This window comes from Actinomadura rugatobispora (genome assembly GCF_042656285.1).
Lineage (GTDB): Bacteria > Actinomycetota > Actinomycetes > Streptosporangiales > Streptosporangiaceae > Spirillospora > Spirillospora rugatobispora.
On the sequence record NZ_JBHSON010000060.1, the window covers coordinates 14,130 to 37,666 of the forward strand.

At 70.5% G+C, this 23,537-nt stretch carries 18 protein-coding genes, 1 tRNA gene and 1 pseudogene; 11 read left to right on the forward strand and 9 right to left on the reverse strand.

All coding sequences use genetic code 11. The features are described from left to right. Nucleotides 1–63: 63 nt before the first annotated feature. Genes ACFPZN_RS35130 through ACFPZN_RS35160 form a run of 7 tightly spaced genes read right to left on the reverse strand, consistent with a single transcriptional unit; the run spans nucleotide 64 to nucleotide 8,503 of the window. Nucleotides 64–852 (reverse strand): enoyl-CoA hydratase-related protein, encoded by a 789-nt coding sequence (locus ACFPZN_RS35130; protein ID WP_378286704.1) that lies wholly within the window; start codon nucleotides 850–852, stop codon nucleotides 64–66. Between the two features lie 15 nt (nucleotides 853–867). Beyond that, on the reverse strand, nucleotides 868–1,998 hold the full coding sequence (locus ACFPZN_RS35135; protein WP_378286706.1) for an acyl-CoA dehydrogenase family protein: 1,131 nt from the start codon (nucleotides 1,996–1,998) through the stop codon (nucleotides 868–870). Further along, complete coding sequence (locus tag ACFPZN_RS35140) at nucleotides 1,995–2,954, reverse strand: acyl-CoA dehydrogenase family protein (protein ID WP_378286709.1); 960 nt, start codon at nucleotides 2,952–2,954, stop codon at nucleotides 1,995–1,997. Before ACFPZN_RS35140 ends, ACFPZN_RS35135 begins: the two co-directional genes overlap by 4 nt. 19 nt (nucleotides 2,955–2,973) lie before the next feature. Next, nucleotides 2,974–5,079: an acetate--CoA ligase family protein gene (locus ACFPZN_RS35145; RefSeq protein WP_378286710.1), complete on the reverse strand. Its 2,106-nt coding sequence runs from the start codon at nucleotides 5,077–5,079 to the stop codon at nucleotides 2,974–2,976. Then, on the reverse strand, nucleotides 5,076–6,092 hold the full coding sequence (locus ACFPZN_RS35150) for an amidohydrolase family protein (RefSeq protein ID WP_378286712.1): 1,017 nt from the start codon (nucleotides 6,090–6,092) through the stop codon (nucleotides 5,076–5,078). Before ACFPZN_RS35150 ends, ACFPZN_RS35145 begins: the two co-directional genes overlap by 4 nt. Beyond that, nucleotides 6,089–7,147, reverse strand: coding sequence for an LLM class flavin-dependent oxidoreductase (locus ACFPZN_RS35155; RefSeq protein WP_378286714.1), 1,059 nt, complete (start codon nucleotides 7,145–7,147; stop codon nucleotides 6,089–6,091). Before ACFPZN_RS35155 ends, ACFPZN_RS35150 begins: the two co-directional genes overlap by 4 nt. Nucleotides 7,148–7,180: 33 nt before the next feature. Beyond that, nucleotides 7,181–8,503 carry an MFS transporter gene (locus ACFPZN_RS35160; protein ID WP_378286716.1) on the reverse strand — a complete coding sequence of 441 codons (1,323 nt, stop codon included), beginning with the start codon at nucleotides 8,501–8,503 and terminating at the stop codon, nucleotides 7,181–7,183. A gap of 325 nt (nucleotides 8,504–8,828) precedes the next feature. Between ACFPZN_RS35160 and ACFPZN_RS35165 the strand changes: the two genes are divergently transcribed. The 6 genes from ACFPZN_RS35165 (at nucleotide 8,829) to ACFPZN_RS35190 (ending at nucleotide 16,192) form a co-directional block, all read left to right on the forward strand. Further along, complete coding sequence (locus tag ACFPZN_RS35165) at nucleotides 8,829–9,755, forward strand: LysR substrate-binding domain-containing protein (protein WP_378286718.1); 927 nt, start codon at nucleotides 8,829–8,831, stop codon at nucleotides 9,753–9,755. Between the two features lie 278 nt (nucleotides 9,756–10,033). Continuing rightward, complete coding sequence (locus ACFPZN_RS35170; protein WP_378286720.1) at nucleotides 10,034–11,857, forward strand: AMP-dependent synthetase/ligase; 1,824 nt, start codon at nucleotides 10,034–10,036, stop codon at nucleotides 11,855–11,857. After that, the gene (locus tag ACFPZN_RS35175; RefSeq protein WP_378286722.1) at nucleotides 11,854–12,798 is read left to right on the forward strand and encodes an SDR family oxidoreductase; all 945 of its coding nucleotides are present in this window, start codon (nucleotides 11,854–11,856) and stop codon (nucleotides 12,796–12,798) included. The genes ACFPZN_RS35170 and ACFPZN_RS35175 overlap by 4 nt, the downstream gene beginning before the upstream one ends. After that, a complete protein-coding gene (locus ACFPZN_RS35180) occupies nucleotides 12,791–13,948 on the forward strand; it encodes an acetyl-CoA acetyltransferase (RefSeq protein ID WP_378286724.1) in 1,158 nt (385 codons plus the stop codon). Before ACFPZN_RS35175 ends, ACFPZN_RS35180 begins: the two co-directional genes overlap by 8 nt. Then, nucleotides 13,948–14,343, forward strand: coding sequence for a Zn-ribbon domain-containing OB-fold protein (locus ACFPZN_RS35185; protein ID WP_378286726.1), 396 nt, complete (start codon nucleotides 13,948–13,950; stop codon nucleotides 14,341–14,343). Before ACFPZN_RS35180 ends, ACFPZN_RS35185 begins: the two co-directional genes overlap by 1 nt. 13 nt (nucleotides 14,344–14,356) lie before the next feature. Continuing rightward, nucleotides 14,357–16,192 carry an acyl-CoA dehydrogenase gene (locus ACFPZN_RS35190; protein WP_378286728.1) on the forward strand — a complete coding sequence of 612 codons (1,836 nt, stop codon included), beginning with the start codon at nucleotides 14,357–14,359 and terminating at the stop codon, nucleotides 16,190–16,192. Nucleotides 16,193–16,404: 212 nt separating this feature from the next. Here the strand turns inward: ACFPZN_RS35190 and ACFPZN_RS35195 are convergent. After that, nucleotides 16,405–16,621: pseudogene (locus ACFPZN_RS35195) on the reverse strand (transposase); the annotation flags it as partial. Nucleotides 16,622–17,216: 595 nt separating this feature from the next. Here ACFPZN_RS35195 and ACFPZN_RS35200 point away from each other — a divergent pair. Next, nucleotides 17,217–18,404 (forward strand): tyrosine-type recombinase/integrase, encoded by a 1,188-nt coding sequence (locus ACFPZN_RS35200; RefSeq protein ID WP_378286730.1) that lies wholly within the window; start codon nucleotides 17,217–17,219, stop codon nucleotides 18,402–18,404. 97 nt (nucleotides 18,405–18,501) lie between these two features. Here the strand turns inward: ACFPZN_RS35200 and ACFPZN_RS35205 are convergent. Further along, nucleotides 18,502–18,575 (reverse strand) — tRNA-Pro (locus tag ACFPZN_RS35205). Nucleotides 18,576–18,790: 215 nt separating this feature from the next. On the opposite strand from ACFPZN_RS35205, the gene ACFPZN_RS35210 reads away from it, so the two are divergent. The 4 genes from ACFPZN_RS35210 to ACFPZN_RS35225 all read left to right on the forward strand — a co-directional run bounded on the left by ACFPZN_RS35210 (nucleotide 18,791) and on the right by ACFPZN_RS35225 (nucleotide 23,518). Further along, entirely contained in the window at nucleotides 18,791–19,552 is a 762-nt protein-coding gene (locus ACFPZN_RS35210; RefSeq protein WP_378286732.1) for a serine hydrolase, read from the forward strand. 169 nt (nucleotides 19,553–19,721) lie between these two features. Beyond that, nucleotides 19,722–21,530, forward strand: coding sequence for a PP2C family protein-serine/threonine phosphatase (locus ACFPZN_RS35215; RefSeq protein WP_378286734.1), 1,809 nt, complete (start codon nucleotides 19,722–19,724; stop codon nucleotides 21,528–21,530). 33 nt (nucleotides 21,531–21,563) lie between these two features. Beyond that, nucleotides 21,564–22,745, forward strand: coding sequence for an acyl-CoA dehydrogenase family protein (locus tag ACFPZN_RS35220; protein ID WP_378286736.1), 1,182 nt, complete (start codon nucleotides 21,564–21,566; stop codon nucleotides 22,743–22,745). After that, nucleotides 22,742–23,518, forward strand: a complete 777-nt coding sequence (locus tag ACFPZN_RS35225; RefSeq protein WP_378286738.1) for an SDR family oxidoreductase — start codon at nucleotides 22,742–22,744, stop codon at nucleotides 23,516–23,518. Before ACFPZN_RS35220 ends, ACFPZN_RS35225 begins: the two co-directional genes overlap by 4 nt. Nucleotides 23,519–23,537 lie beyond the last annotated feature (19 nt).

Here is a 23,537-nt window from a genome sequence, read left to right on the forward strand (position 1 = left end):
TCTCCATCAGCAGGTTGCGGAGGGTTCGCGCCGCCCCGGACGCGGGGCGGCGCAGTCACCGGGTCAGACCTCCTGTACGGCGGGCCACGACCACACGGGGGCGCGCTTCTCCAGGATCGCCCCGGCGGCTTCGGCGGCGTCGGGATGCGTGCCCAGCCGGAGGGTGTAAACCTGCTCGGCCGGGTAGCCGGACCTGACGTGGTGCTTCTCGGCCTCGTTGAGGGCCTGCTTGGCGAGCCGCAGGCCGAGAGGGCTCTGTTCAGCGATCCGGGCGGCCAGATCGCGCGTCTCGGTGAGCAACCGGTCGGGTTCACAGACCTGCTGGACCAGGCCGAGGCGGTAGGCGTCCTCGGCGCTGATCGGGTCGCCGGTGAAGTACATCAGCCGGACCTGCCCCTGGGACAGGATCCGCATCAGGTGGCTGCCGCCGCCGCAGCGTCCTGCCTTGATCTCGGGGAGGCCGATCCTGGCGTCGGTGGCGGCGAGGCGGATGTCGCAGCAGGCGGCGAGGACCGCGCCGGCGCCCAGGGCGGCGCCGTTGACGGCGGCGATGGTCGGCAGGGTGCAGTCCAGGATGGCCTCGTAGCAGGTGCGGGCGAGGCGCTGGCGCCGTTCGGGGCCGCGCTCGGCGAGGCTGTCGGACTCCGCCGGCTGCTTGAGGTCCGCGCCGGCCGAGTACAGCCGCCCGGCCGAGCGCAGGATGACGGCGTGGGCGTCGGTGCGGTCCGACAGCTCCCGGAACGCGGCGGTGAGAGCCTCGTAGGTCTCGGCGGCGACCGCGTTGACCGGCGGGCGATCCATGACGACCTCGGCGACCTTGCCCGAGGCCCGCACGGTGATCCCGTGATCCATTGACGTGCCCTCTTCCTATTTGGGGAGGCCGAGCATGCGTTCGGCGACGATGTTGCGTTGCACCTGCGAGGTCCCGGCGTAGATCGACTCGCCGCGGGAGCGCAGCCATTCGGTCTGCCAGTGGTCGAGGTCGGTGCCGGTGGCGACGGCGACCTCCTGACCGAGGTCCATCAGCCGCTGGTGGGTCGAGCTCCACCAGAGCTTGGTCATCGAGGGCAGCACTCCGAGCGGCTCCCGGGCCGCCGCCAGGGAGGTGATCTTGTACGAGCTGTTGCGGATGCCGGTCACGTCGGCGGTGAGCTCGCCGAGTTCGCGCAGCCAGGTGGACCGCGGCCCGGCCTCGGCCCGCTGGATCATCGCCGCGACGGCCTTCAACTGGCCGAGGTAGTTGCGGTAACGGCTGAGCTGGCCGTAGGACCGTTCCGCGCCGACCACTGTCATGGCGACGCGCCAGCCGTCGTCGATGCCGCCGATCACGTGCCGGTGCTCGACGCGCACGCCGTCGAAGTGCAGCTCGTTGAACTCCGCCTCTCCGGTTAGCTGGGTGATCGGGCGGATGGACGCTCCGGGCTGCTTCATGTCGAACAACACGAACGACAGGTTCCGGTGGCGCGGCCTGTCCCGGCTGGTCCGCACCAGGGCGAAGCACCAGTCGGCCTCGTGGGCCTGGGTCGTCCAGACCTTGCTCCCGTTCAGGACCAGATGGTCGCCGGCGTCGGTGGCGAAGCTCTGCACGTTGGCCAGGTCGGATCCGGCCTCGGTCTCGGAGAAGCCCTGACACCAGATGGTCCGGCAGTCGCGGATGCCGGGCAGGAGCTCCGCCAGCTGGTCATCGGTGCCGTGCGCCATCAGGGCCGGGGCCAGGAGATCCGCCCCGAACCGGGACGGCGACAGCGACCTGGGGACGCCGGCCCGCGAGCACTCCTCGTCGAGGATCCCGGCCATGATCGGGTCGCCGCCGGCTCCGCCGAACCGCGTCGGCCAGGAATATCCCAGGTAGCCCGCGGCGGCGAGCCTGCGGTCGGCCTCCAGCCGTTCTGCGAAGCCGACCGGCCGGCCGCTCACCAGGGGGACGATTTCGGCCATCAGCCGGTCGCGGACCTCGGCGCGGAAGGCCGCCTCAGCGGGGGTCTCATCAAGGTTCACGCCGCCTCACCCTCCTTCATCAGGTACTCGGCCAGCCGCAGCGCGTGGTCGTCAGGGGCGCCGAACCGGTACAGGCTCGCCTGAGCGGTCTTCAGATACAGGTGCATGGAGTGCTCCCAGGTCATGGCGATGCCGCCGAAGGTCTGCGCGGCCACGCGGGTGGCGAGGTCGGCGGCGTTCTTGGCCTGGAGCCGGGCGATCGCGGCCGTGGTATCTGCGGGCCGCAGCGCCGCGTACAGCACGGCATTCCAGGCGACCTCCAGAGCGATGGTCGCGTCGGCGAGGGGATGCTTGACGGCCTGGAACCCGCCGATGGGCCGGTCGAACTGCATCCGCTGCTTGGCGTAATCCACCGCGTCGCCGATGACCGTCTCGCCGAGGCCGACCAGGGTCGCGGCGTGCACGATCTGGGCCGACGTCAGCAGTTCGTCGGTAACGGAGATCCGGGACACCGGTGACATCGGCGTGGGGGTGATGGTGCCGACACCCAGGGCGAGGCGTCCGGCGGGCTGGAAGTCCCATGCGTCGCCTTCGCACCGGTGAAGAGTCCCGGCGTCGTCGATGCGGTACGCGACGAGCCCGGTCTCCACGCCGAAGCACCAGGGCACCGGTGTCTCCCCGGTCGGGCCGGTGACCGGCTCGCTCCGGCCGTCGGCGATCAGGAAGCCGGGCGCGACCGGTTCCTCGGCGGCGGCGAGCAGGACCGCGTTGGTGACGAAGCCCTCTCCCGCCAGCACCCGGCCGGCCTCCCGGCCGATGCCGGCGACCAGGGCCAGGGACAAGGCGTCGTCGTCCCCGGTGGACCCGGCCGCGAGCCAGCCGTCGGCCGCGATGATGTCCCACGCGGCGGCGGTCGACGAGCCGGTGAGCAGCCGTTCGGGCGGCAGCCATCGGCGGAACGTCGCGCCCGCCTGATCGAGGAGCTGCTGTTCATCCTGGTCGAATCGGAAATCCATGGCGTTGCCCCTCGCGTTCTCAGTTCTTCTTGGTCAGCACGGCGAGACAGTCGACGGCGACCGCCCCGGCTCCCGCCTCGGCGACCATGAGCGGGTTCACGTCGAGTTCGGCGATCTCGTCGGCCAGATCGGCCGCCAGCCAGGACACCCGGGCGACCGCGTCGGCCGCGGCGTCGACGTCGCGGGGCGGTCGTCCGCGAACGGCGCCCAGCAACCCGCCGCCACGCAGGCCGGTCAGCAGATGCCGCGCGGTCTCCGGGCCGACCGGTGCGGCGGCGGACGCGCTGTCGGCCAGGACCTCGACCAGTACTCCGCCCAGACCCGCCACGACGACCGGGCCGAAGGCGGGGTCGCGCTTGATCCCGATGATCAGTTCGGTGCCGGGCTCGGCCATCCGCTGCACGAGCAGCCGAGCCTCGGGGACTCCCTCGCACCGGGCGAGGGCCAGCAGGTCACCCGCCGCGGCGCGGATCTCTTCGGTGTCGGACAGGCCCAGGCGCACTCCGCCGATGTCGCTCTTGTGGCCGATCCGGTCCGACAGCAGCTTCACCGCCACCGGGCCGCCGAGTTCAGCGAACGCCGCGACGGCGGCGTCGGCGTCGGCGACCGCGCGTGACTCCGCGCACCGGACGCCGTAGGCGGCGATCAGGCGACTCGACTCCTCCTCGTCGAGCTGGGATCGTCCGGCCGCCCGTGCCTGCCGGATGACCTCCCGGGCGGCGCCGGGGTCGATGCGCGGGGGCCGTTCCGGCTGCCTCATGGCGGGACGCAGGCTGTAGTCGGCGAGGAGCCCCAGCGCGGCGGCGGCGCGGCCCGGATCGGTGTAGCACGGGATCCCCAGATCGCGCAGTCGCCGGCGGGGTATGCCGCTGCCGCCGGTCCACACCACGACGATCGGACGATCGGTGGTCTCGTGGGCGTCGGCGACCGCGGCGACGAACTCGTCCGCACACCCGTCGGAGTTGCCGAGCAGGACCACGATCATGTCGGTGCCCGGGTGGTCGAGCGCGACCTCCAGGCTGCGGCGCAGCAGGTCAGGTTCGACCACCAGCATGCCGGTGAGGTCGACCGGGTTGCGCGCGGTCCCGTACGCGGGGATGACAGCGGCCATCTTCGCCTGCCACGGCTCGTCCCAGGACTCGACGATCAGGCCGGCGGCCGTCGCCGCGTCGGCCATCAGGATGCCCGCGCCGCCCGATCCGGTCAGCGCTGTCAGCCTGCGCCCCGCGCTGCGCCGCCCTGCCGCGAAGATCTGGGCGGCGTCCAGCATGGCCTCGGTGCCGTCGACGCGGACGATGCCGTGCTGCCGGGCGATCCCGTCGAACACCGCGTCCTCACCCGCCAGCGACGCGGTGTGCGACTGCGCGGCCCGCGCCCCGGCCACCGACCTGCCGACCTTGACCGCGATGATCGGCTTGTCGAGGAGGCTCGCCCGCCGCGCGGCCGTCAGTAGGCGCTCGCCGTCGTTGACGCCCTCCAGATAGGCGAGCAGGACGCGGGTCTGCTCGCTGTCGAGAAGCGCGTCGAGAAGCTCCGGCACCGTCAGGTCGACCTCGTTGCCCGTGTTGATGTAGTGGGAGATGCCGATGCCGGTCCGCTGGGCCTCGCTGAACATCCACGAACCGAACGCGCCGCTCTGGCTGACGAAAGCCACCGGGCCGCTGCGCAACTCGACGTGCTCGTCGAGGGAGGAGGAGAAGGTGGGCAGAGCGCGGTCCGCGACGCTCATCATGCCCAGGCAGTTCGGGCCGAGCACCCGCACTCCCGATTCGGCGGCGGCCGTGCGCAGCTCCTCCTGCATCGCGGCGCCGGCGGCGTCGGTCTCGGCGAAACCGGCCGCTCCCACGATGGCGGCCTTGACGCCGCGTTTGCCGCAGGTCCGTACCGCCTCGCTGACCCGCTCGGCCGGGAGCATGATCATCACCAGGTCGATGTCACCGTCGACCTCGTCCAGGCTCCGGTAGGCGGGCAGGCCCTGAACGGTGCGCCGGGTGGGGTTGATCGGCAGCAGCCGGCCGCGGTAGCCGAACCTTTTCATGTAGTCGACCGGCCGCCCGGACAGCTTCACGGGGTCGTTCGAGGCGCCGAGGACCGCGATCGAGCGGGGGTACAGGAGTTCTCTCATGCCGGCACCTCCGGGTGCGATGTCGGGAGGTCGAGGCCGTACACGGTGAGGGCGGTCGTGCGGAACAGCGCGTCGCGTTCGAAGGCCGACAGGTCGGCGCTGACGCGCTTGTAGGTGTTCCACAGGGTGACGTAGTCGCACAGGTAGGCGTCGACAGGGAAGTTGCTCTCGAACATGCAGCGAGCAGGCCCGAAGGCGTCGATGCAGAAGCCGATCTCGGGACCCCAGAAGTCCGCGAGGGCGGCCGAGGTCACCGGCGCCTGGGTCAGCCGGGGGTCGACGACGGACGGGATGCCGATACCACCGATCTTGAGGTGAACGTTGCCGAGCCCCGCCAGCCGCCGCAGCGACCGCCGCCAGCGTGCCAGGACGCCGTCGCGCTGCCCGCGGTAGGCGGCCCCGGTCGCGAGCGGGCTGCCGAGGTGGTCCACGACGATCGGCAGGTCGGGGTTGTCCTCGGCCACCCGCGCGACGTCGTCGAGTTGGTTGAAGTACACCCACACCTCGAAGAGCAGCCCGCGCCGCTGGAGCTGCCGCAGGGACGGCCCGGCGGCCGAGGACAGCAGCAGGCCGTCCTCGGCCGCGCTGGACACGTCGTGGGACGGGTTCCAGGTGGCGCGGGTCCGGATGCCCCGAAAGGCGTGTCCGGCGATCTCCTGATGGGCGTCGAGTACGGCACCGATCCGATCGCCAAGACGCAGGTCGGCGTACCCGACGATGCCCGCCAGCTCACCACGGCCGGGTCTGCGCTGGCCGATGACCCAGGCGGTCTCACCCACCGGCCGGAGTACCTGCGGCCCCGTGGTGCGGTAGCCGGAGGAGCATTCGACATGGACGGTCGCGCGGATGTCATGACCTGCGGTCGTGTCGGCGAGCAACGCATCGATCAGGTAGAGCTGTTGCGGTCCGTACGAGATGACGGGGCGGGGCCACAGGTGGTGGTGGGGGTCGATGATCGGGAGCGCCGGTTCGAGCGCCGTTTCCCGGTGCTCGAGACCGGAGTGCACGGTCACCGGGTCCCCTGGCCGATGGCCGCGAACGCCCGGACCGTGGCCATGCGCTGCTCCCGGGTCGTGCCGTAGGCGGGTACCACGGCGACCTGGTTCACCCCGGCCGCGGAGATCTCGGCCAGCCGGCCTTCGATCTCTTCGGTGGTCCCGGCCAGGGCGAACATGTCGACGACCTCGTCGGGGACCTCCTTGGCGTGCTCGGGCTTGGCCACCTTGTGGCCGTAGTAGTCGCCCTCGTACTCCGGCGCGTACGTGCGCAAGTGCTCGATCGCCGGGACGATGCGCTCCGGCAGCGTCATCGGCAGCCAGCGCATCACCAGGCGCGCGATCGGGCCGCGGACGCGGTCCCGTGCCTCGGTGGGGTCGTCGCCGATGGCGATCTCGCTCCAGAGCACGACGTCGATGTCCGCGAGTGTCCGTCCGGCCTGCTCGGCGCCCTCCCGGACGTGGCCCAGGGCCTCGGTGATGAACTCCGTGGCGGTGCCGAGCAGCAGAATGACGCCGTCCCCGACCCGCCCGGCCATCCGTAGCGCGGATGGGCCGGAGGCGGCGATGTAAACGGGGACGTTCCGGGGCCGGTCGGTGAGGTAGTCCAGGCGGTACTCCGCCTTGGTGGTCTCCTCGACGACCGACCGCCCCCCGATGAGCTCGCGGAACTCGCTGATCCTGGTCTCCAGCGCGCCGAGCGAGATCGGCTTGTGGCCGATGGTGCCCAGCGCCGTGAAGCCGGTCCCGATCCCTACCGCCGCCCGTCCCTCCGACAACTCCGCGACGGTCGCCCACATGGACGCGAACACCGACGGGTGCCGGGTGACCGCGTTGGTCACCCCGGTGCCGATGATCACGCTCTGGGTGCTGACCGCGGTCGCCCCCATGAGGGACGCGACCTCCCGCCAGTTGTTCTGCGAGTCACCGAACCACACGTTGGAGTAGCCGAGCGCGTCTGCCGACCGGGCGAGTTCGACGGCCTGGGGAGCGGGCTCGTTCGGGTAGATGACGAGACCCCGGCGGGGCAGCGCCCCGGACGTCGTGGTCGCTGGGGTGAGGTCTTCGGGCACGGTGGTCACTCCTTGCACGTGGGTGGGATGAGATCAGGCTGCCTGGAGCTGTTTGCCGGCGGTCTCACGCAGGCTGATGGCGGCGGCCAGGGTGAGCACCGTCAGGGCGATCACGAACCAGGCGGGTGAGGTGACGCTGCCGGTCCGGTCGACCAGCCACGTCGCCACGAACGGGGCGCTGCCGCCGGCCGCCGCGGCCGAGAGGTTGTACCCCAGCCCCAACCCGGAGTAGCGGACCACGGCCGGGAACTGCTCGGTGAGCGTCACCATCAGGACCGACTGCGCCGCCGCGTGCGGCAGGGCGATCAGCACATGGGCCAGGATCGCCCGCGGCACACTGTCGGAGTTCATCACCACCAGCGCGGGGATGATCAGGACGCACGTCGCGACGCTCGAGACGAGGAACATCGGTTTACGGCCGATCCGGTCGGACAGGGCCGCGAACATCGGCGTCGCCGCGCAGGCCACCACCAGAGTGACGGTGGAGGACCAGAATCCGACCATGGCGTCGAACCCGGCGACCTTGTTCATGTACGTGGGCATGTAGATGTAGATCAGGTAGTAGCCCGCCATCGGGAACATCGTCAGAAGCGCGGCCACCAGGATCGGCCGGCTGAAGCCCCGCACCGCCGCGACGACCGGGGCGCCCTCCAGCCGGCCTTCGTTCCGCATCTCGATGAACTGGGGGGACTCCTCCAGGCGGCGGCGGATCCAGAAGCCGACGACCCCGATGGGCAGACTGATCAGGAAGGGGATGCGCCAGCCCCACTCGGCCATCGCGTCCGCTGGCAGCGCGTACCGCAGGCCCACGATGAGGGCCGAGGCGACCAGTGCGCCGAACAGCGCGCCTCCGGAGATCCCGCTGACGAAGAAGGCCCGGCGGTTCGCCGGAGCGCTCTCGGCCACATAGACGCCCGCGCCGGTGGCCTCGCCGCCCGCCGACAGGCCCTGCACCACGCGCGCGGCCAGGAGCAGGACCGGCGCCAGGACGCCGATCGAGGAGTAGGTGGGCAGGACGCCGATGACGAACGTGCTGAAGGTCATCATCAGGATCGTCACCGTCAGGACGCGCTGACGCCCGAGCCTGTCACCGAGGTGACCGAACATCAGGCCGCCCAGCGGCCGCAGCACGAACGCCACCCCGAACACCGCGAACGTCGCCAGCAGGGCCGCGGTCGGGTCGGTGGACTTGAAGAAGTGGGCGGCCAGCGCCACCGAGAGCAGCCCGTAGATGGTGAAGTCGTAGTATTCGACCGCGGTGCCCGCGGCGGAGCCCAGCGCCACGCGCCGGATCTGGGCGGGGGCCGGGCCGGCCGTCGGAACGGCCTCTCCGGCACCCGATTCCGTCACTGCCATGTCGTGTCGTTCCTTTGCCTGTCGGGGTGGATTGAACGTGGCCCGCATTCGGGGGCGTCGCGGTTCCCCAAAAGAATGCGTGCCAGGGCACGACATCATTCGTTGCTGAGATTTGTGTGCTGCGATTCTCCCGAACAGAAAATCCAGCGGTGAAGATGACGTTCTGCGGGCGGGCCGCTCCGCGCGGAGCCGTGGGGAGGCGAATTCGCCCGGTCGGTGGTTTGGGCATGTCCACGCTATGACCCCGGTCACGTACAGTCCAACACCAAAGGCGAGTAGGATTGATACGTCCCGGCTACATAATCGCGGGAACGGAGGTGCGAGGATGGAGCTCCGGCACCTGCGCGCCTTCATCGTCGTCGCGGAGGAGCTGAACTTCCGCCGGGCCGCCGAGCGGCTGCACATGGCCCAGCCCCCGCTGTCCCAGCAGATCAAGCGGCTGGAGCACGAGGTCGGTGTGACACTGTTGCGCCGCACGACCCGGCAGGTGACCCTCACCCCCGCCGGCCAGGCCTTCCTCGACGAGGCCAGACGGTGTGTCGAGGCCGCTCAGGCAGCGGTGCGCACGGCGCGGCTGGCCGCTGGGGGAGACACCGGGGTGCTGCGGCTGGGAGTCAGCGGGCCGACGTTCTACGAGGTGCTCGTCCTGATGGCGGGCAAGTTCGGTCGGCACAGGCCCAACGTCAGGCTGGAGATCACGGGGCCGGCCTTCGCCGGAGAGTTGATCGAGCGGCTCGATCGGGACGAGATCGACGCGTGCCTGATCAGGCTGCCGGTCCCCGGGTCGGGAATCGTGGTCCGCAAGATCACCGAGCACCCGTTCGGTGCGGTCCTCCCGGTCGGCCACCCCCTGGCGCACCGTGACCGGGTCCGCCTGGCCGAACTGCGCGGGGAACCCGTGATCAGCTATCCGAGCAAGCGGGCTTCGGGCACGGTGACCCTGCTGCACAGCGCCTTCCTCGCTCAGGGGTTCAGCCCGAACATCGTGCAGGAGGCCCCCGACACCCACACGATCATGCTGCTGGCCGCGGTGGGCGCCGGCATCGGCTTCGTGCCGATGTCCGCGAGTCACCTGAAGGTCCCCGGCGTCGTGCTGGTCCCGGTCAGCGACATGCCCGCCCTGCCGCTCGCCCTCGCCTGGCGGGAGGGCGACGACAATCCCGTACTGCACGCACTGATAAGCCTTCTCGACGAGGTGTCGGCCGAATGCCACCGCTGGCCCGGCGCGGAATCGGCCGAAGCCGGCACTTGACATTCGTTGTTCCCCGGGGACAAACTCCGATCGAGTTCCCCGGGGCCGTGCGAAAATCGACCGGCGTCGCGGCAGTGTCCATTCGGTACGGACCCGGGAGCTGCGTCCGGCTCATTCGTCGGCCTCCTCGAAAACTGCTGATCCCCTGAATTCGCCACGGCGGCGGGGTGGAGAGAGGCGATGCCGGGCCCCGGTGTGCCCACGGCACTCCGGGCAGCACTCCGATCCCGCAGACCGCGCGTCGCGGCCGATCGTCTCCCGTATGCGAGGAGGCCCCTGTGAGCCCTCTGCCCGACGGCTGTGAACGGACCGTTCCGGCCCTGCTGCACTACAACGCCCGCCACTTCGGTGAGTCAACGGCGCTGACCACCGGCGTCGGACCGGGCACGCACACGGTGACCTGGGCGAGGCTGCGCGACGACGTGGCCGCGTTCGCCCTCGGTCTCCGGGCGCTCGGCCTGCGCCGGGGCGACCGGATGCTGATCATGATGAGCAAACGGCCGGAGCACTGGGTGGCCGATCTCGCGGCGGCCCACCTCGGCGCCATCTCCTGCTCCGCCTATGACACGCTCAGCACCGCCGACATCCGTCACGCCGCCCGGCACAGCGCCGCCCACGTGATCGTCCTCGAAGGCGCCGAACAAGTGACCCGGTGGATGCCCGTCCTCGACGAGCTGCCACGGTCGGTCAGCGTCGTCGTCGTGGACCCGACCGCCGTCCCCGACGACGACCGGTTCGTCGGTTACACCGAGGTCCACGGGCGCGGCGTCGCCGATCCGGAGAGTGCCGCAGTCCTGGAGGAGGCGGTTCGGCCGGACGATCCGCTGTGCATGATCTACACCTCGGGCACCACGGGCGCGGCCAAGGGCGTGGTCCTGAGCCACCGGAACGTCCTGGAGGCGTCGGCGGCCCTGCACGCGAGTAGCCCGGTTCCCGAGCAGCCACGGTCGATCTCCTACCTTCCGCTGGCCCACATCGCGGAGCGGCTCTTCGGCATCTACCTCCCGTTGCTGACCGCCGGCCAGGCGGTCATGTGCCCCGACCCTGCCGAACTGCCGACCGCGCTGCGCATCGTGCGTCCCGACACCTTCGGAGCCGTGCCCCGCACCTGGGAGAAGCTCGCCGCCGCCCTGCGGAGCACGCTCGACGGCCTTCCGGCAACCGAGCGTGTCGCGGTGGACGAGGCCCGGCGGTTCTGCCTCGACGTCCACCGGCGGCGGGCCGCCCGGCAACAGATCCCTCCCGAGGAGTCCGCTCGCCTCGCCGAACTCGACGTCTCCCGCCTGCGTGCGCTGAGGGCCGCGGTCGGCCTGGAGAACGCCCGCCGTCTGACCGTCGGCGCCGCACCCATCCCGACCAAGGTGCTGGAGTTCCTCGCGAGCGTCGGCCTGCCCGTCCTGGAACTGTACGGGCTCAGCGAGACCTCCGGAGTGGTCTCCTTGAGCACGCCGGACCGCTTCGCCACCGGCGCCGTCGGCGCACCCATTCCCGGAACGGAGGTACGCATCGCCGACGACGGTGAGATCCGCGTGCGCGGCCCCGTGGTATTCCTCGGCTACCTGCGCGCCGACGGGACCGTTGAGCCCGACACCGATACCGACGGCTGGCTCGCCACAGGAGACCTCGGCCGCGTCGACGATGACGGCCTGCTGTACATCACCGGCCGCAAGAAAGACATCCTGATCACCTCCGGAGGCAAGAACATCGCCCCGGCCAAGATCGAGGCGCCGCTGCGGACACATCCCCTGATCGGGCACGCCCTGGTGGTCGGAGACCGGCGCAAGTACGTGACCGCGCTGCTGACGCTCGATGAGCAGACCGCACCCGACTGGGCCAGGGCACACGACGTCGGCACCGCCGACCTGGCCGAGCTGGCGGCGCATCCCGTCGTGCTCGCCGAGATCGACCGGCTGGTCGCCGCCGCCAACACGGAGCTGAGCAGGGTCGAGCAGGTCAAGGCGTTCCGCGTCCTGGCCGCGCCGTGGACCACGCGGACCGGTGAGCTCACACCCACCCTGAAGGTCCGCCGCAGCGCCGTCACCGAGCGCTACGCGGCACAGATCGACGACATGTACCCCCGACAGGAAGGAAGGTCCGAATGAGCGGAGTGGTGGAAGGACGTGTTGTCATCGTCACCGGTGCCGCGCGCGGCATCGGCCGCGCCCACGCCATCGAATTCGCCCGCCAGGGCGCCAAGGTCGTGGTCAACGACCTCGGCGCGGACGTCGACGGCAGCGGTTCGTCCAGCGGCCCCGCGGGCGAGGTGGTCGAGCGGATCCGCGCGGCGGGCGGGCAGGCCATCGCCAACGGTGAGGACGTCGCCGACTTCGACGGCGCGCGCAGGCTGGTCGAGTCGGCGATCGACCGTTTCGGTGACCTGCACGTGCTAGTGAACAACGCCGGCATCCTGCGTGACCGGATGCTGGTCAACATGACGGTGCAGGAGTGGGACTCAGTGGTCAGGGTGCACCTGCGCGGCACGTTCGCCCCGCTGCGCCACGCCGCCGCCTACTGGCGGGATGGGGCGAAGGCGGGCCGAGAGGTCGACGCACGCGTCATCAACACCACATCCTCCTCCGGTATCTACGGCAACCCCGGCCAGTCCAACTATGGCGCCGCCAAGGCGGGCATCGCCGGGCTGACCCTGATCGCCGCCATGGAACTGGAGCGTTACGGCATCACGGTCAACGCCATCGCCCCGGGCGCGCTGACCCGGATGACCGAAGGGATCATGGCCGACCCCGGCGCGGGCCCCGACGGGTTCGACCCGCGGGCCCCTGAGAACGTCCCGCCGCTGGTCGTGTGGCTCGCGGGGCCGGCCGCACGGGGCATCACCGGGCGGATCTTCAACGTGATGGGCGGCCAGATCAGCGTCGCCGAGGGCTGGCATGCCGGTCCCGTCGCCGACAACAGGGCGCTGTGGGGCTACGAGGAACTGGACGTGGCCATCCCGGCCCTGGTGGACAAGGCCCGACCGAACGCGGACATGACCGGCCACGCGCCGGCCGGGCGCACCGACCGGAAGGGAGCCGTTCGTGGCTAGCAAGAGGCGCGCGGCGATCGTCGGTGTCGCCGAATCCGAGGTCGGCAGGACGCCGCACCTGAGCGTTATGTCGCACCAGGCCAGTGCGGCCAAGGCGGCGCTGGCCGAGGCAGGGCTGAGCTTCTCCGACGTCGACGCCCTGTTCACGGCGGGCCGCTGGTCGTGGAGCCCGTCGGCGACGCTGGCCGAGTATCTCGGCATCCGGCCCGGCTACCTCGACGGCTCCAACATCGGCGGGTCCTCATTCGAGGCGCACGTCGGCCACGCCGCCGCGGCGATCGAGGCCGGGGTCATCGACGTCGCGCTGATCACCTATGGCAGCACGCAGCGGACCGACCCCGTCGGCAACGGCACCGCCGACATCACCGACGTGATGGCGGCTCAGTTCGAGGCACCGTTCGGGGTTCCGCTCCCGATCGCCGCCTACGGGCTCGCCGCCGCCCGCTACCTCCACCGGTACGGCGTGACCAGTGAGCAGATGGCCGAGGTCGCGGTGAGCGCCCGCAGATGGGCCGCCCTCAATCCCAAGGCCCCCAACCGTGAGCCGATCACTGTGCAGGACGTCATGGCGTCGCCGATGATCTGCGAGCCGCTGCGCAAGCTGGACTGCTGCCTGTTCACCGACGGGGGAGGCGCGGTCGTGGTGGCGGCCCAGGACCGCTGGCCCCACGTCGCCACGCACCCGGTCGAGATTCTCGGCCACGGCGACGCCGTCACCCACTGTTCGATCGCCGGCATGCCCGACCTGACTGTCACCGCCGCGGCCCGGTCCGGCCTCGCCGCGATGCGGATGGCCGGCGTCAGTCACGACGCGATCGACCTGCTGGAGATCTACGACTCGTTCACCATCACCGTGCTCCTCACTCTCGAGTCCCTCGGCTTCTGCAAGCCGGGCGAGGCCGCCGATCTCCTGGCAGGCGGGTGCACCGCCCCGGGCGGCGCGCTGCCCATGAACACCGACGGCGGCGGCCTGTCCTACACCCACCCCGGCATGTACGGGATCTTCCTGCTGATCGAGGCGACCCGGCAGTTGCGCGGCGACTACGCGGAAGAGCCCGGCAGGCAGGTGCCCGGGGCGGAACTGGCCCTGGTCCACGGCACCGGCGGCATGCTCTCCACCACCTCCACCGTCGTCCTGGGAAGGTTCTGATGCCCGAGATCGCGTCGACCCCGGAGACCCGGCCGTTCTGGGACGGCATCGCCGCAGGGGAACTGCGGCTGCAGCGATGCGACGAGTGCCTGCGGTCAGTGTTCTATCCGCGGGCGATCTGCCCGCACTGCCACTGCGACCGGCTGAGCTGGCGGACGGCCTCGGGCAAGGGGACGGTCTACTCCTACACCGTGGCGCACCGCGTCGCCGGAGGGTTCTCCGCGCAGGTCCCGTACACGATCGCGCTGATCGATCTCGATGAGGGCCCCCGCATGCTGTCGCGGGTCATCGGTGACGCGCCGGTGCGCATCGGAGATCGCGTTCATCTGGAGATCGCCCGGCTGGAGGGGGAGTCGTCTCCTGAACTGCCCTGCTTCCGTGTGACCACCGCCTGAGAGGACGACCCCCGTGGGCCATTACAGGAGCAATCTCCGTGACCTGGAGTTCAATCTCTTCGAGGTGCTCGGGCTGAGGGAACTGCTGGGCAAGGCGCCGTTCGCGGACCTCGACGAGGACACCGCGCGCAGCCTGCTGGCCGAGGTGGACAGGCTGGCCACCGGCGTCCTCGCGGACTCCTTCTCCGAGGGAGACCGCGTCGCGCCGGTCTTCGACGCGAAGACCGGGGCGGTGACCATGGCAGGTGGGATCAAGAAGTCGTTCCACGCGTGGATGGACTCGGAGTTCTACCGCCTGTTCCTCGATCCCGGCTTCGGCGGCCAGTCCGCCCCGTCCAGCCTGGCCTGGGCGGTGGGGGAACTGGCCATGGCGGCCAATCCCAGCACCTACCTCATGGTGACCGGGCCGACGTTCGCCCAGATCCTGTGGCAGATCGGCACGCCGGAACAGAAGCGCTTCGCCGACCTGGCGCTGGAACGCCGATGGATGGCGACCATGGTCCTGACCGAGGCCGACGCCGGATCCGACGTGGGCGCGGGCCGGACCAGGGCCATCGAGCAGCGCGACGGCACCTGGCACATCCAAGGCGTCAAACGCTTCATCACCGGGGCCGATCACGACCTGTCGGAAAACATCTTCCATCTTGTGCTGGCCCGGCCTCTGGGAGCCGGACCGGGCAGCAGGGGGCTGTCGATGTTCCTCGTTCCCAAGTACCTGGTCGACCTCGAGACCGGCGAGCTGGGAGAACGCAACGGGGTCTACGTCACCAACCTCGAGAAGAAGATGGGTCTGACCTCCTCGACGACCTGCGAACTGACATTCGGCGCCAAGCACCCGGCCGTCGGCTACCTCGTCGGCGATGTGCACGAGGGCATCAAGCAGATGTTCATGGTCATCGAAGGTGCCCGAATGACGGTGGGCGTCAAGGCGGCGGGCACACTGTCGACCGGCTACCTCAGCGCACGCGACTTCGCCTCGGAACGCATCCAGGGCCCCGACCTCACTCGCATGGGCGACGCCACCGCGCCGCGGGTCGCGATCTTCCGGCACCCCGACGTGCGCCGCAGCCTGATGACTCAGAAGGCCTACGCCGAGGGTCTGCGCGCCCTGTACCTGCTGGCCGCGTCCTACCGCGACGCCGCTCGGGTCGCCGAGCAGTCCGGCGGGCGGGACGACACGGCGGAACGCCTCAACGAGCTGGTGCTCCCGCTGGTGAAGGGCTTCTCCTCCGAGCGCGCCTACGCCCTGCTGGGCGCCGAGTCGCTGCAGACCCTCGGTGGATCCGGCTTCCTCAAGGACTACCCGCTGGAACAGTACGTCCGCGACTCCAAGATCGACACGTTGTACGAGGGGACGACGGCGATCCAGGGCCTGGACCTGTTCTTCCGCAAAATCGTCCGAGACCAGGGCGGGACATGGCGGCAGCTGGCCGGCCTGATCAGAGACTTCACCGACAGCGGCGGCGCGGACGACCCCCTGCGCAACGAACGCCGACTGCTCGGCGGAGCGCTCAAGGACGTCTCGGCGATGGTCGACGTCATGACCGGCTGGACGTCCGCTGCCGCCGACGACCCGGAGGAGATCTACAAGGCCGGACTCAACACCACCCGCCTTCTGTACGCGCTCGGCGAACTCGTCATCGGCTGGCTTCTCTGCCGTCAGGCCGATATCGCCCTGACCAGGCTCGCCGGTGACGGCCTCACGTCGGCCGACCACGACTTCTACACAGGAAAGATCACAGCCGCCCGGTTCTTCGCCATCACCGTGCTACCGCACCTCACCGCCGAAAGGATCACCGTCGAGGCCACCACACTCGACCTGATGCGAACCCCCGACACGGCGTTCTGAGCGGGCTGCCCATCGCTCCAGGCGAAGGCGGGGATAATAAGTAAATATGTACTTAGTACACGTCCGGCAGTGCGCACGATCGTCGGAACGAGTCGCCATGGGGCGCTGGAGCAGCAGGGACATCCCAGACCAGAGCGGGCGCACGTTCGTCGTCACCGGTACGAACAGCGGCCTGGGGTGCGAGACTGCCCGCGCGCTCGCCCGTCACGGTGCCCGGGTCGGGTGACCAGCACGGCCAGGATCAGCCCGGCGGTGTCGACCACGGTGCTGCGTTTGCGGCCGGCGATCTTCTTGGCGGCGTCGATGCCCTGGTCGGCGGCCGGGACGTTGGTGGAGGTCTTGATGCTGGGCGTCGATCACGCAGGCGGAAGGCTCGGTGTCACGGCCCTCCTGGACGCGGACCAGGCGGTGCAGCAGACCTGAGAGTTGGCGGGCGAACGCCGGCGCCGCCGCCGGACTTGCCGTGCGCGTACCGCCCCGCGCCATTGCACCGACGAAGGAGCGATGATCGCCGCCGTTGGTGAATTGCTCGTCGAAGTCGGAACCCAGCCCGGCCCGCAGTTCCCCCTTGGTGGTCCGCGAGACCCTGGTCAGGGGGACGGGTGCGGTCACTGCGGTCCTGGTCCGGAACCTGCCATTCGCGCGAATCGAAGCAGCCGTGAACCGCCGTGTCTCAAGCCTCCCGCAGCGCCCAGGGAAGGGCGATCACCCGTTCGTCAACTTCGATGAGCAAACCCGAGCGCAGAGCGTGCTCAACGCGTGGGCCCAACGCCCGCCTGCGGACGAGAGAGAGCCTGAACTGTCCCGCACGTTGCAGGTGCCGAGCGGGCGCAAGAAAGTTCTACGAGCAGGTCGCCGAACGCTTCCTGTGGCTGACCGAGCGAGGCAGCCGCCCCGCGGCCAAGCTGGCCACGGCCAACAACGTGCCGGTCACCACCGTGCACCAATGGGTCAAAGAGGCGCGCCGCCGTGGCGTTCTGCCGCCGGTACGCCGCGACCCACCCCCCAGGCGGAAGAGGAGTAGATGGCAGGAGACCCGATCAAGACGATCATGCTGAAAACCGGCCGGAAGCGGTACCGCTTCGTGGTCGACATCGGCCCGGACCCGAAGACGGGCAAGCGCAGGCAGAAGACCTTCACGTTCGACCTGAAGAAGGACGCGGAGAAGGAACTCAACAAGATCCGCCACCAGACCGGCGAGGGTACGTACGTCGCGCCGTCCAAGGTCACGGTCAACCAGGTCATTGACTCGTACCTGAAGGGTGCCACGCGTGGGAAGCGCCGCAACACCAAGGCCAACTACGGGCACGCGTTCCGCTGCGTGCGCGAGCAGCTCGGCGCCCGCCCCGCCCAGAGCGTGAGCAAGGACGACATCGAGGACCTGGTGGACTACATGCTCACCGAGGGCCGCAAGCGCGGCGGGAAGCCCGGGACGGGCTTGTCGGGCCGGTTGGTGAACCTCACCCTCGGCCGCCTGCGCGCGGCGTTCGAGCTGCCCGTACGTGAGGGCAAGCTCGTGCGGAACGTCGTGGCGCTGGTCGAGAACGTCAGCTACCAGCAGGCCGAGCGGGAGACGTGGACCAAGGCCGAGGTGCACACCTTCCTCCGTGCGATCGCTGGGATCCGGCTGGAGGTCGCCTGGCGCCTGTCGCTGTACGGTCTGCGCCGGGGCGAGGTGCTCGGCCTGCGGTGGGAGGACGTCGACCTGAAGGCGCGGACGCTGAAGGTTGAGCAGACACGCGTGATGTGCGAGTCCAAGGTCATCATCGAGCCGCCGAAGTCGCGGAACGGCTTGCGGGAACTGCCGCTCGACGACGCGCTGGCCGAGGCGCTGGAGCGCCTGCGTAAGGCACAGCTGGCCGAGAGCGAGGAAGCTGGCCAGGCGTACCGGGACGGCGTGGCCGCCCTGGAGTGGTACGAGGGTGGCCAGTACCTCGTGACGGACGAGTTGGGGATGCCGGTTCACCCGGAGTGGTACTCCGATGAGTTTGGCCGGCTGCTGAAGCGGGCGGGCCTGAAGCGGATCGCGCTTCACGACTCGCGGCACACGACGCTGAGCCTCATGGAGAAGGCGGGCGTGCCCATCTCCGTGATCTCCAAATGGGCGGGGCACTTCGACTCGGCGTTCACGCAGAAGACCTACGTCCACGCGAACGATGAGGACCTGAAGACCGGCGCCGAGGCGCTGGGCCAGATTTACAAGATCAGCTAGGCGTGTGAGAGATTGTGAGACGAACGAACGGCCTTAGGACGCGAAAAGGGCCCCGTCTCACAAGTGAGAACTAGGGCCCTGACCTGCGTTAACTCTGTCGGGACGGCGGGATTTGAACCCACGACCCCTTGACCCCCAGTCAAGTGCGCTGCCAAACTGCGCTACGTCCCGGTGCCCGGTTGAGCGGGCGTGATTACTGTAGCGCAGTCTGGGCGTGGGTGCGTACTCGGTTGCGGTGGGGCCGATCTGGTAGGCATGGCCGGGTGATCTCGTTGGTGGGGCGTGCGGGGCTGGTCGTCGCCGGGGTGCTGGTGTTGGGTGGTTGTGGTGCGGATGGGAAGACTCCGGCGGCGCGGCCGGTGAGCACGGCGGCGGAGCGGCCCTCGGTGGCTCGGAAGAAGCCGCATGTCACGGTGCCGGCGGGGGTGCGGGCCGGGTACGTGGTCTACGACCGGGAGAGCGGGAAGGTTCTGCTGCACGAGGGGGCGCGGCGGACGTTCCGGTCGGCGTCGGTGGTGAAGATCCTTATTGCGCTGGACTATCTGCGGGGGAAGACCGAGGTGCCCGCGGGGGACCTGGCGATGTTGCGGCCGATGCTCAGGTCGAGTGACGACGGGGCGGCGACGCGGTTCTGGGCCCGGGGCGGCAAGGGCGCGATCATCGAGCGGTCCGCGAGGGTGATCGGGTTGCGCGACACGCGGCCGCCGCCGGCGGACAAGCCGGGGTTCTGGGGGTACACGGCGCTGAGCGCCATGGACGTGGCCAGGACGTACCGGTTCCTGTTGGAGAAGGCGCCCGCGGCGCATCGGGAGCTGATCATGGGGGAGTTGCGGAAGGCGACCCCGTGCGGGCTCGACAAGTACGACCAGTACTTCGGGATACCGCGGGCGCTGCCGCGGCCGTGGGCGGTCAAGCAGGGGTGGTCGGGGTTCGGGGACGTGCCCGCGGTGCCGTGCAAGGCGGGGCTGGTCAGGCCCGCGGCGGCGCCGGATCTGGGGCTGGGGCGGCCCGTTCTGCACACGACGGGGGTCGTGGGCCACCGGATCGTGGTGGTGCTGACGCTGCATCCGGCCGGTTCGTCGTTCCAGGTGGCGGCCCAGCGGGTCACGACGCTGACCAAGCAGGTCTATCGGGCGGCGGATTCGTAAAGCGGCGGCGCCAACACGGTCAGTGAGCGGCAAAATACGCGCTCAGGGACGAAGGTTATGAATAGGGCTCCTCATAGCCTTATGTACGGTTCTTCTCTCGTAACGCCGTATCGCGTCGAACGGGGGCTTCGGGGTGGGAGAAGCGGAGAGTACGCCGCTCATACCGGAGTTGGCGGATCTACGGGGCGCCGCGCGGGGCCGGGCGGTCATCGCCGAGGCTCGGGTGGTGCTCGCCGCCAGACTGGGGGTCCAGCCGGGTGAGGCGCTGCAGCAGCTGATCTGGCTGGCGCGCGACCTGGACCTGGAAATGGAGGAGGCCGCGGCCCTGGTCATCGGGGCCCGCAGGGAGGGGGGCGAGGGCGAGCCCCTGCCGCCGCCGACGGTGATGCCGCTGGTGGAGGCGGGACGGGCCGCGGAGGCGGATCTGGCCGCTGACGAGGGGCGGCTGGCAGAGGTGGAGGACGATCCGGCGGCGCGGGCGGTGCTGGACGCGTCCATCGACGCGGCCGTGCACCTGGTGCCGGTGCGCGGGGTCGAGGGCACGGTGCTGGACTTCCTGTACGCGGGGGCCAACGAGTTCACCAAGGACCTGTTCGGCCGCGGGGTCGCGGAGCTCATGGGCAAGCGGTTGCTTCGCATGGATCCGGGGTCGGCCCTGCTGGGGCTGTTCACCTCGTACGTGGAGACGCTGGAGACGGGGAAGGTGTTCAAGCGGGGCCCGTTCGAGTTCTCGACGGCCCAGGAGGGCGTGACGCGCACGTCGCGGATGTCGGTGCACTGCGTCCAGGTCCCGACGGGCATCTGCGTGAGCTGGCGCTACCACGACGACGAGGAGCGGATGCGGCGCAGGCTGGAGCGGGTGGGGCGGCTGGCGCTGATGGGGTTCGGGGAGTGGGATCTGGCGACCGACGAGCTGGAGTGGTCGGAGCAGATGGCCCACAACTTCGGGCTGGATCCGGTGCATACGGCGCCCATGCTGGACGAGCTGACCAAGCTGGTGGTGGACGAGGACCGCCCGCTGGTCGAGGAGCGGGTCCAGACGATGCTGAGCCGCCGCGCCCCGGTGGAGATGGAGCATCGGGTGATGACGCCGGACGGCGAGTACCGGCATCTGTGGATCTTCGCCGAGCCGGTGCTGGACAGGGCGGGCCGTCCGGTGTCGGTCAACATCGTGTCGCAGGACATCACCCGGCGGCGGGGGATCGAGCGGGCGCTGGCGGAGACGCGGCGGGAGATGCTGCGGCAGCAGGCGCGGACCGCGCAGGAGCGGCGGGTGGCGGTGACGCTGCGGCGGGCGATCCTGCCCGATTCGGACGAGGTGATGCCGCTGCCGGGGTTGCGGGTCGCGATCCGGAGCCTGGCGGCGGAGAGCGCGGCGCGGATCGGCGGGGACTGGTTCGCGACCCGTCCGCTGCCGGACGGCCGGTCGCTGTTCGCGATCGGTGACGCGGCGGGGCACGGGCTTCCGGCGGCGGCGGCGATGGCGCGGACCCGCAACGGGCTGATGGGCCTGGCCTACACGAATCAGCCGCCGGGGCGGCTGATGGGCTGGCTGAACGAGATGGTGGGCCAGATGGAGCCGGAGCCGGCGGCGACGGGGACGGCGCTGATCGCCCGGTACGATCCGCGCGCCCGGGAGATGCAGTGGAGCTGTGCGGGGCATCTCCCGCCGATCCTGGTGCGGGACGGGCGGGCCTGGCAGCTGGAGGTGGATCCGGGGCCGATGCTGGGGGCGGTGCCGTCCCTGGGGTATCCGACGGTCACGACGCGGGTGGAGCCCGGTGATCTGGTGTTCCTGTACACCGACGGGCTGGTGGAGCGGCGGGACGTGGATCTGGACGAGCAGATCGCCCGGCTGATGGAGATCCTCCGGGACCGGTCGAGCAGCCCGGAGCCGGTGCTGGACCGGGTGCTGGCGCGGATGGGGCATGACCGGGCGGCCGACGACACGACGCTGTTCGCGGTCCGGATCGAGTGATTCTTTCTAACAACCGTTTGATAGGCTGCGCGCGTGCAGCGCAACGAGACGCCCGCGGACCGGGCCTTCCGGGCCGAGGTCCGCGCGTGGCTGGAGACCCACCTGTCGGGCGACTACGCGCACGCCCGCGGGCTGGGCGGCCCCGGCCGCGAGCACGAGGCGTTCGAGACCCGGCTGGCCTGGGAGCGGCACATGGCCGCCGCCGGCTGGACCTGCGTGGGCTGGCCGAAGGAGCACGGGGGGCGCGGCGCGAGCCTCCGCCAGCAGGTGATCTTCAACGAGGAGTACGCGCTGGCCGGAGCCCCCGCCCGGGTGGGCCACATCGGTGAGAACCTGCTCGGCCCGACCGTGATCGCCTTCGGCACGGACGAGCAGCGCGAGCGCTTCCTGCCGCCGATCGTGGCCGTGCGGGAGCTGTGGTGCCAGGGCTACTCCGAGCCGGGCGCCGGGTCCGACCTGGCCGGCGTGCAGACCCGCGCGGAGCGGGACGGGGACGGCTGGCGGATCACCGGCCAGAAGGTCTGGACGTCGCTGGCCCTGGAGTCCGACTGGTGCTTCGTGCTGTGCCGCACCGAGCCCGGTTCCGAGCGCCACCGCGGCCTGTCGTACCTGCTGGTCCCGATGCGGCAGGACGGCGTGGAGATCCGCCCGATCGTGCAGCCGACCGGGACCTCGGAGTTCAACGAGGTGTTCTTCGACGGCGCCCGCACCGACGCGTCCTGCGTCGTCGGCGAGCCCGGGGACGGCTGGCGGATCGCGATGGCCACGCTGGGCTTCGAGCGCGGCGTCGCCACCCTGGGCCAGCAGGTCGGGTTCCGCCGCGAGCTGGAGGGCGTGATCGAGCTGGCTCGCCGCACGGGCGCCGCCGCCGACCCGCTGCTGCGCGACCGGCTGGTCAGGGCCTGGATGGGCCTGGAGATCATGCGGCTGAACGCGACCCGCACCATGGCGGGGGTGGCCGCGGGCGCGCCCGGCCCCGAGTCGTCGATCTCCAAGCTGGTCTGGGGCACCTGGCACCGCGAGCTGGGGGAGCTCGCCATGGACGTGCTGGGCGCCGCCGGGCTGGTCGCGCAGGGCGAGCCCTACGACCTGGACGACTGGCAGCGGCTGTTCCTGTTCTCCCGCGCCGACACGATCTACGCGGGTTCCAACGAGATCCAGCGCAACATCATCGCCGAGCGGGTGCTCGGCCTCCCCAGGGAGACACGCCCATGACGATGCCCCCCGCCCCGCACGACCTGCTTCGCGACCGGGTCGTGGTGATCACCGCCGCGGCCGGGGCCGGGATCGGCGGCGCGACCGCGCGGCGGTGCCTGGAGGAGGGCGCCCGCGTGGTGGTGTCCGACGCGCACGAGCGGCGGCTGGAGAGCACCCGCGCCGAGCTGGCCAAGGAGTTCGGCGAGGACAGGGTCGCGGCGCTGCCCTGCGACGTCACCTCGGAGGAACAGGTCCGGGCGCTGTACGCGCTGGCCGTGGAGCGCCACGGCCGGATCGACGTCGCCGTCAACAACGCGGGCCTGGGCGGCACCGCCGAGCTGGCCGACATGACCGACGGCGAGTGGGGCAAGGTCCTGGACGTCACCCTCAACGGCACGATGCGCTGCACCCGCGCCGTGCTCCAGATCATGCGCGGCCAGCACTCCGGCGGCGTCATCGTCAACAACGCCTCTGTGGTCGGCTGGCGGGCGCAGAAGGGCCAGTCGCACTACGCCGCCGCCAAGGCCGGGGTCATGGCCCTCACCCGCTGCGCCGCGCTGGAGGCCGCCGAGCACGGGGTGCGGATCAACGCGGTGTCGCCGTCGCTGGCCATGCACCCGCATCTGGTCAAGGTGACCTCGCAGGAGCTGCTGGAGGAGCTGACGGCACGGGAGGCGTTCGGGCGCTACGCCGAGCCCTGGGAGGTCGCGAACGTCATAGTCTTCCTGGCCAGCGACTACTCGTCGTACATGACGGGCGAGGTCGTGTCCGTCTCGAGCCAGCATCCCTAGAGCGTCCGAAGGAAACCAG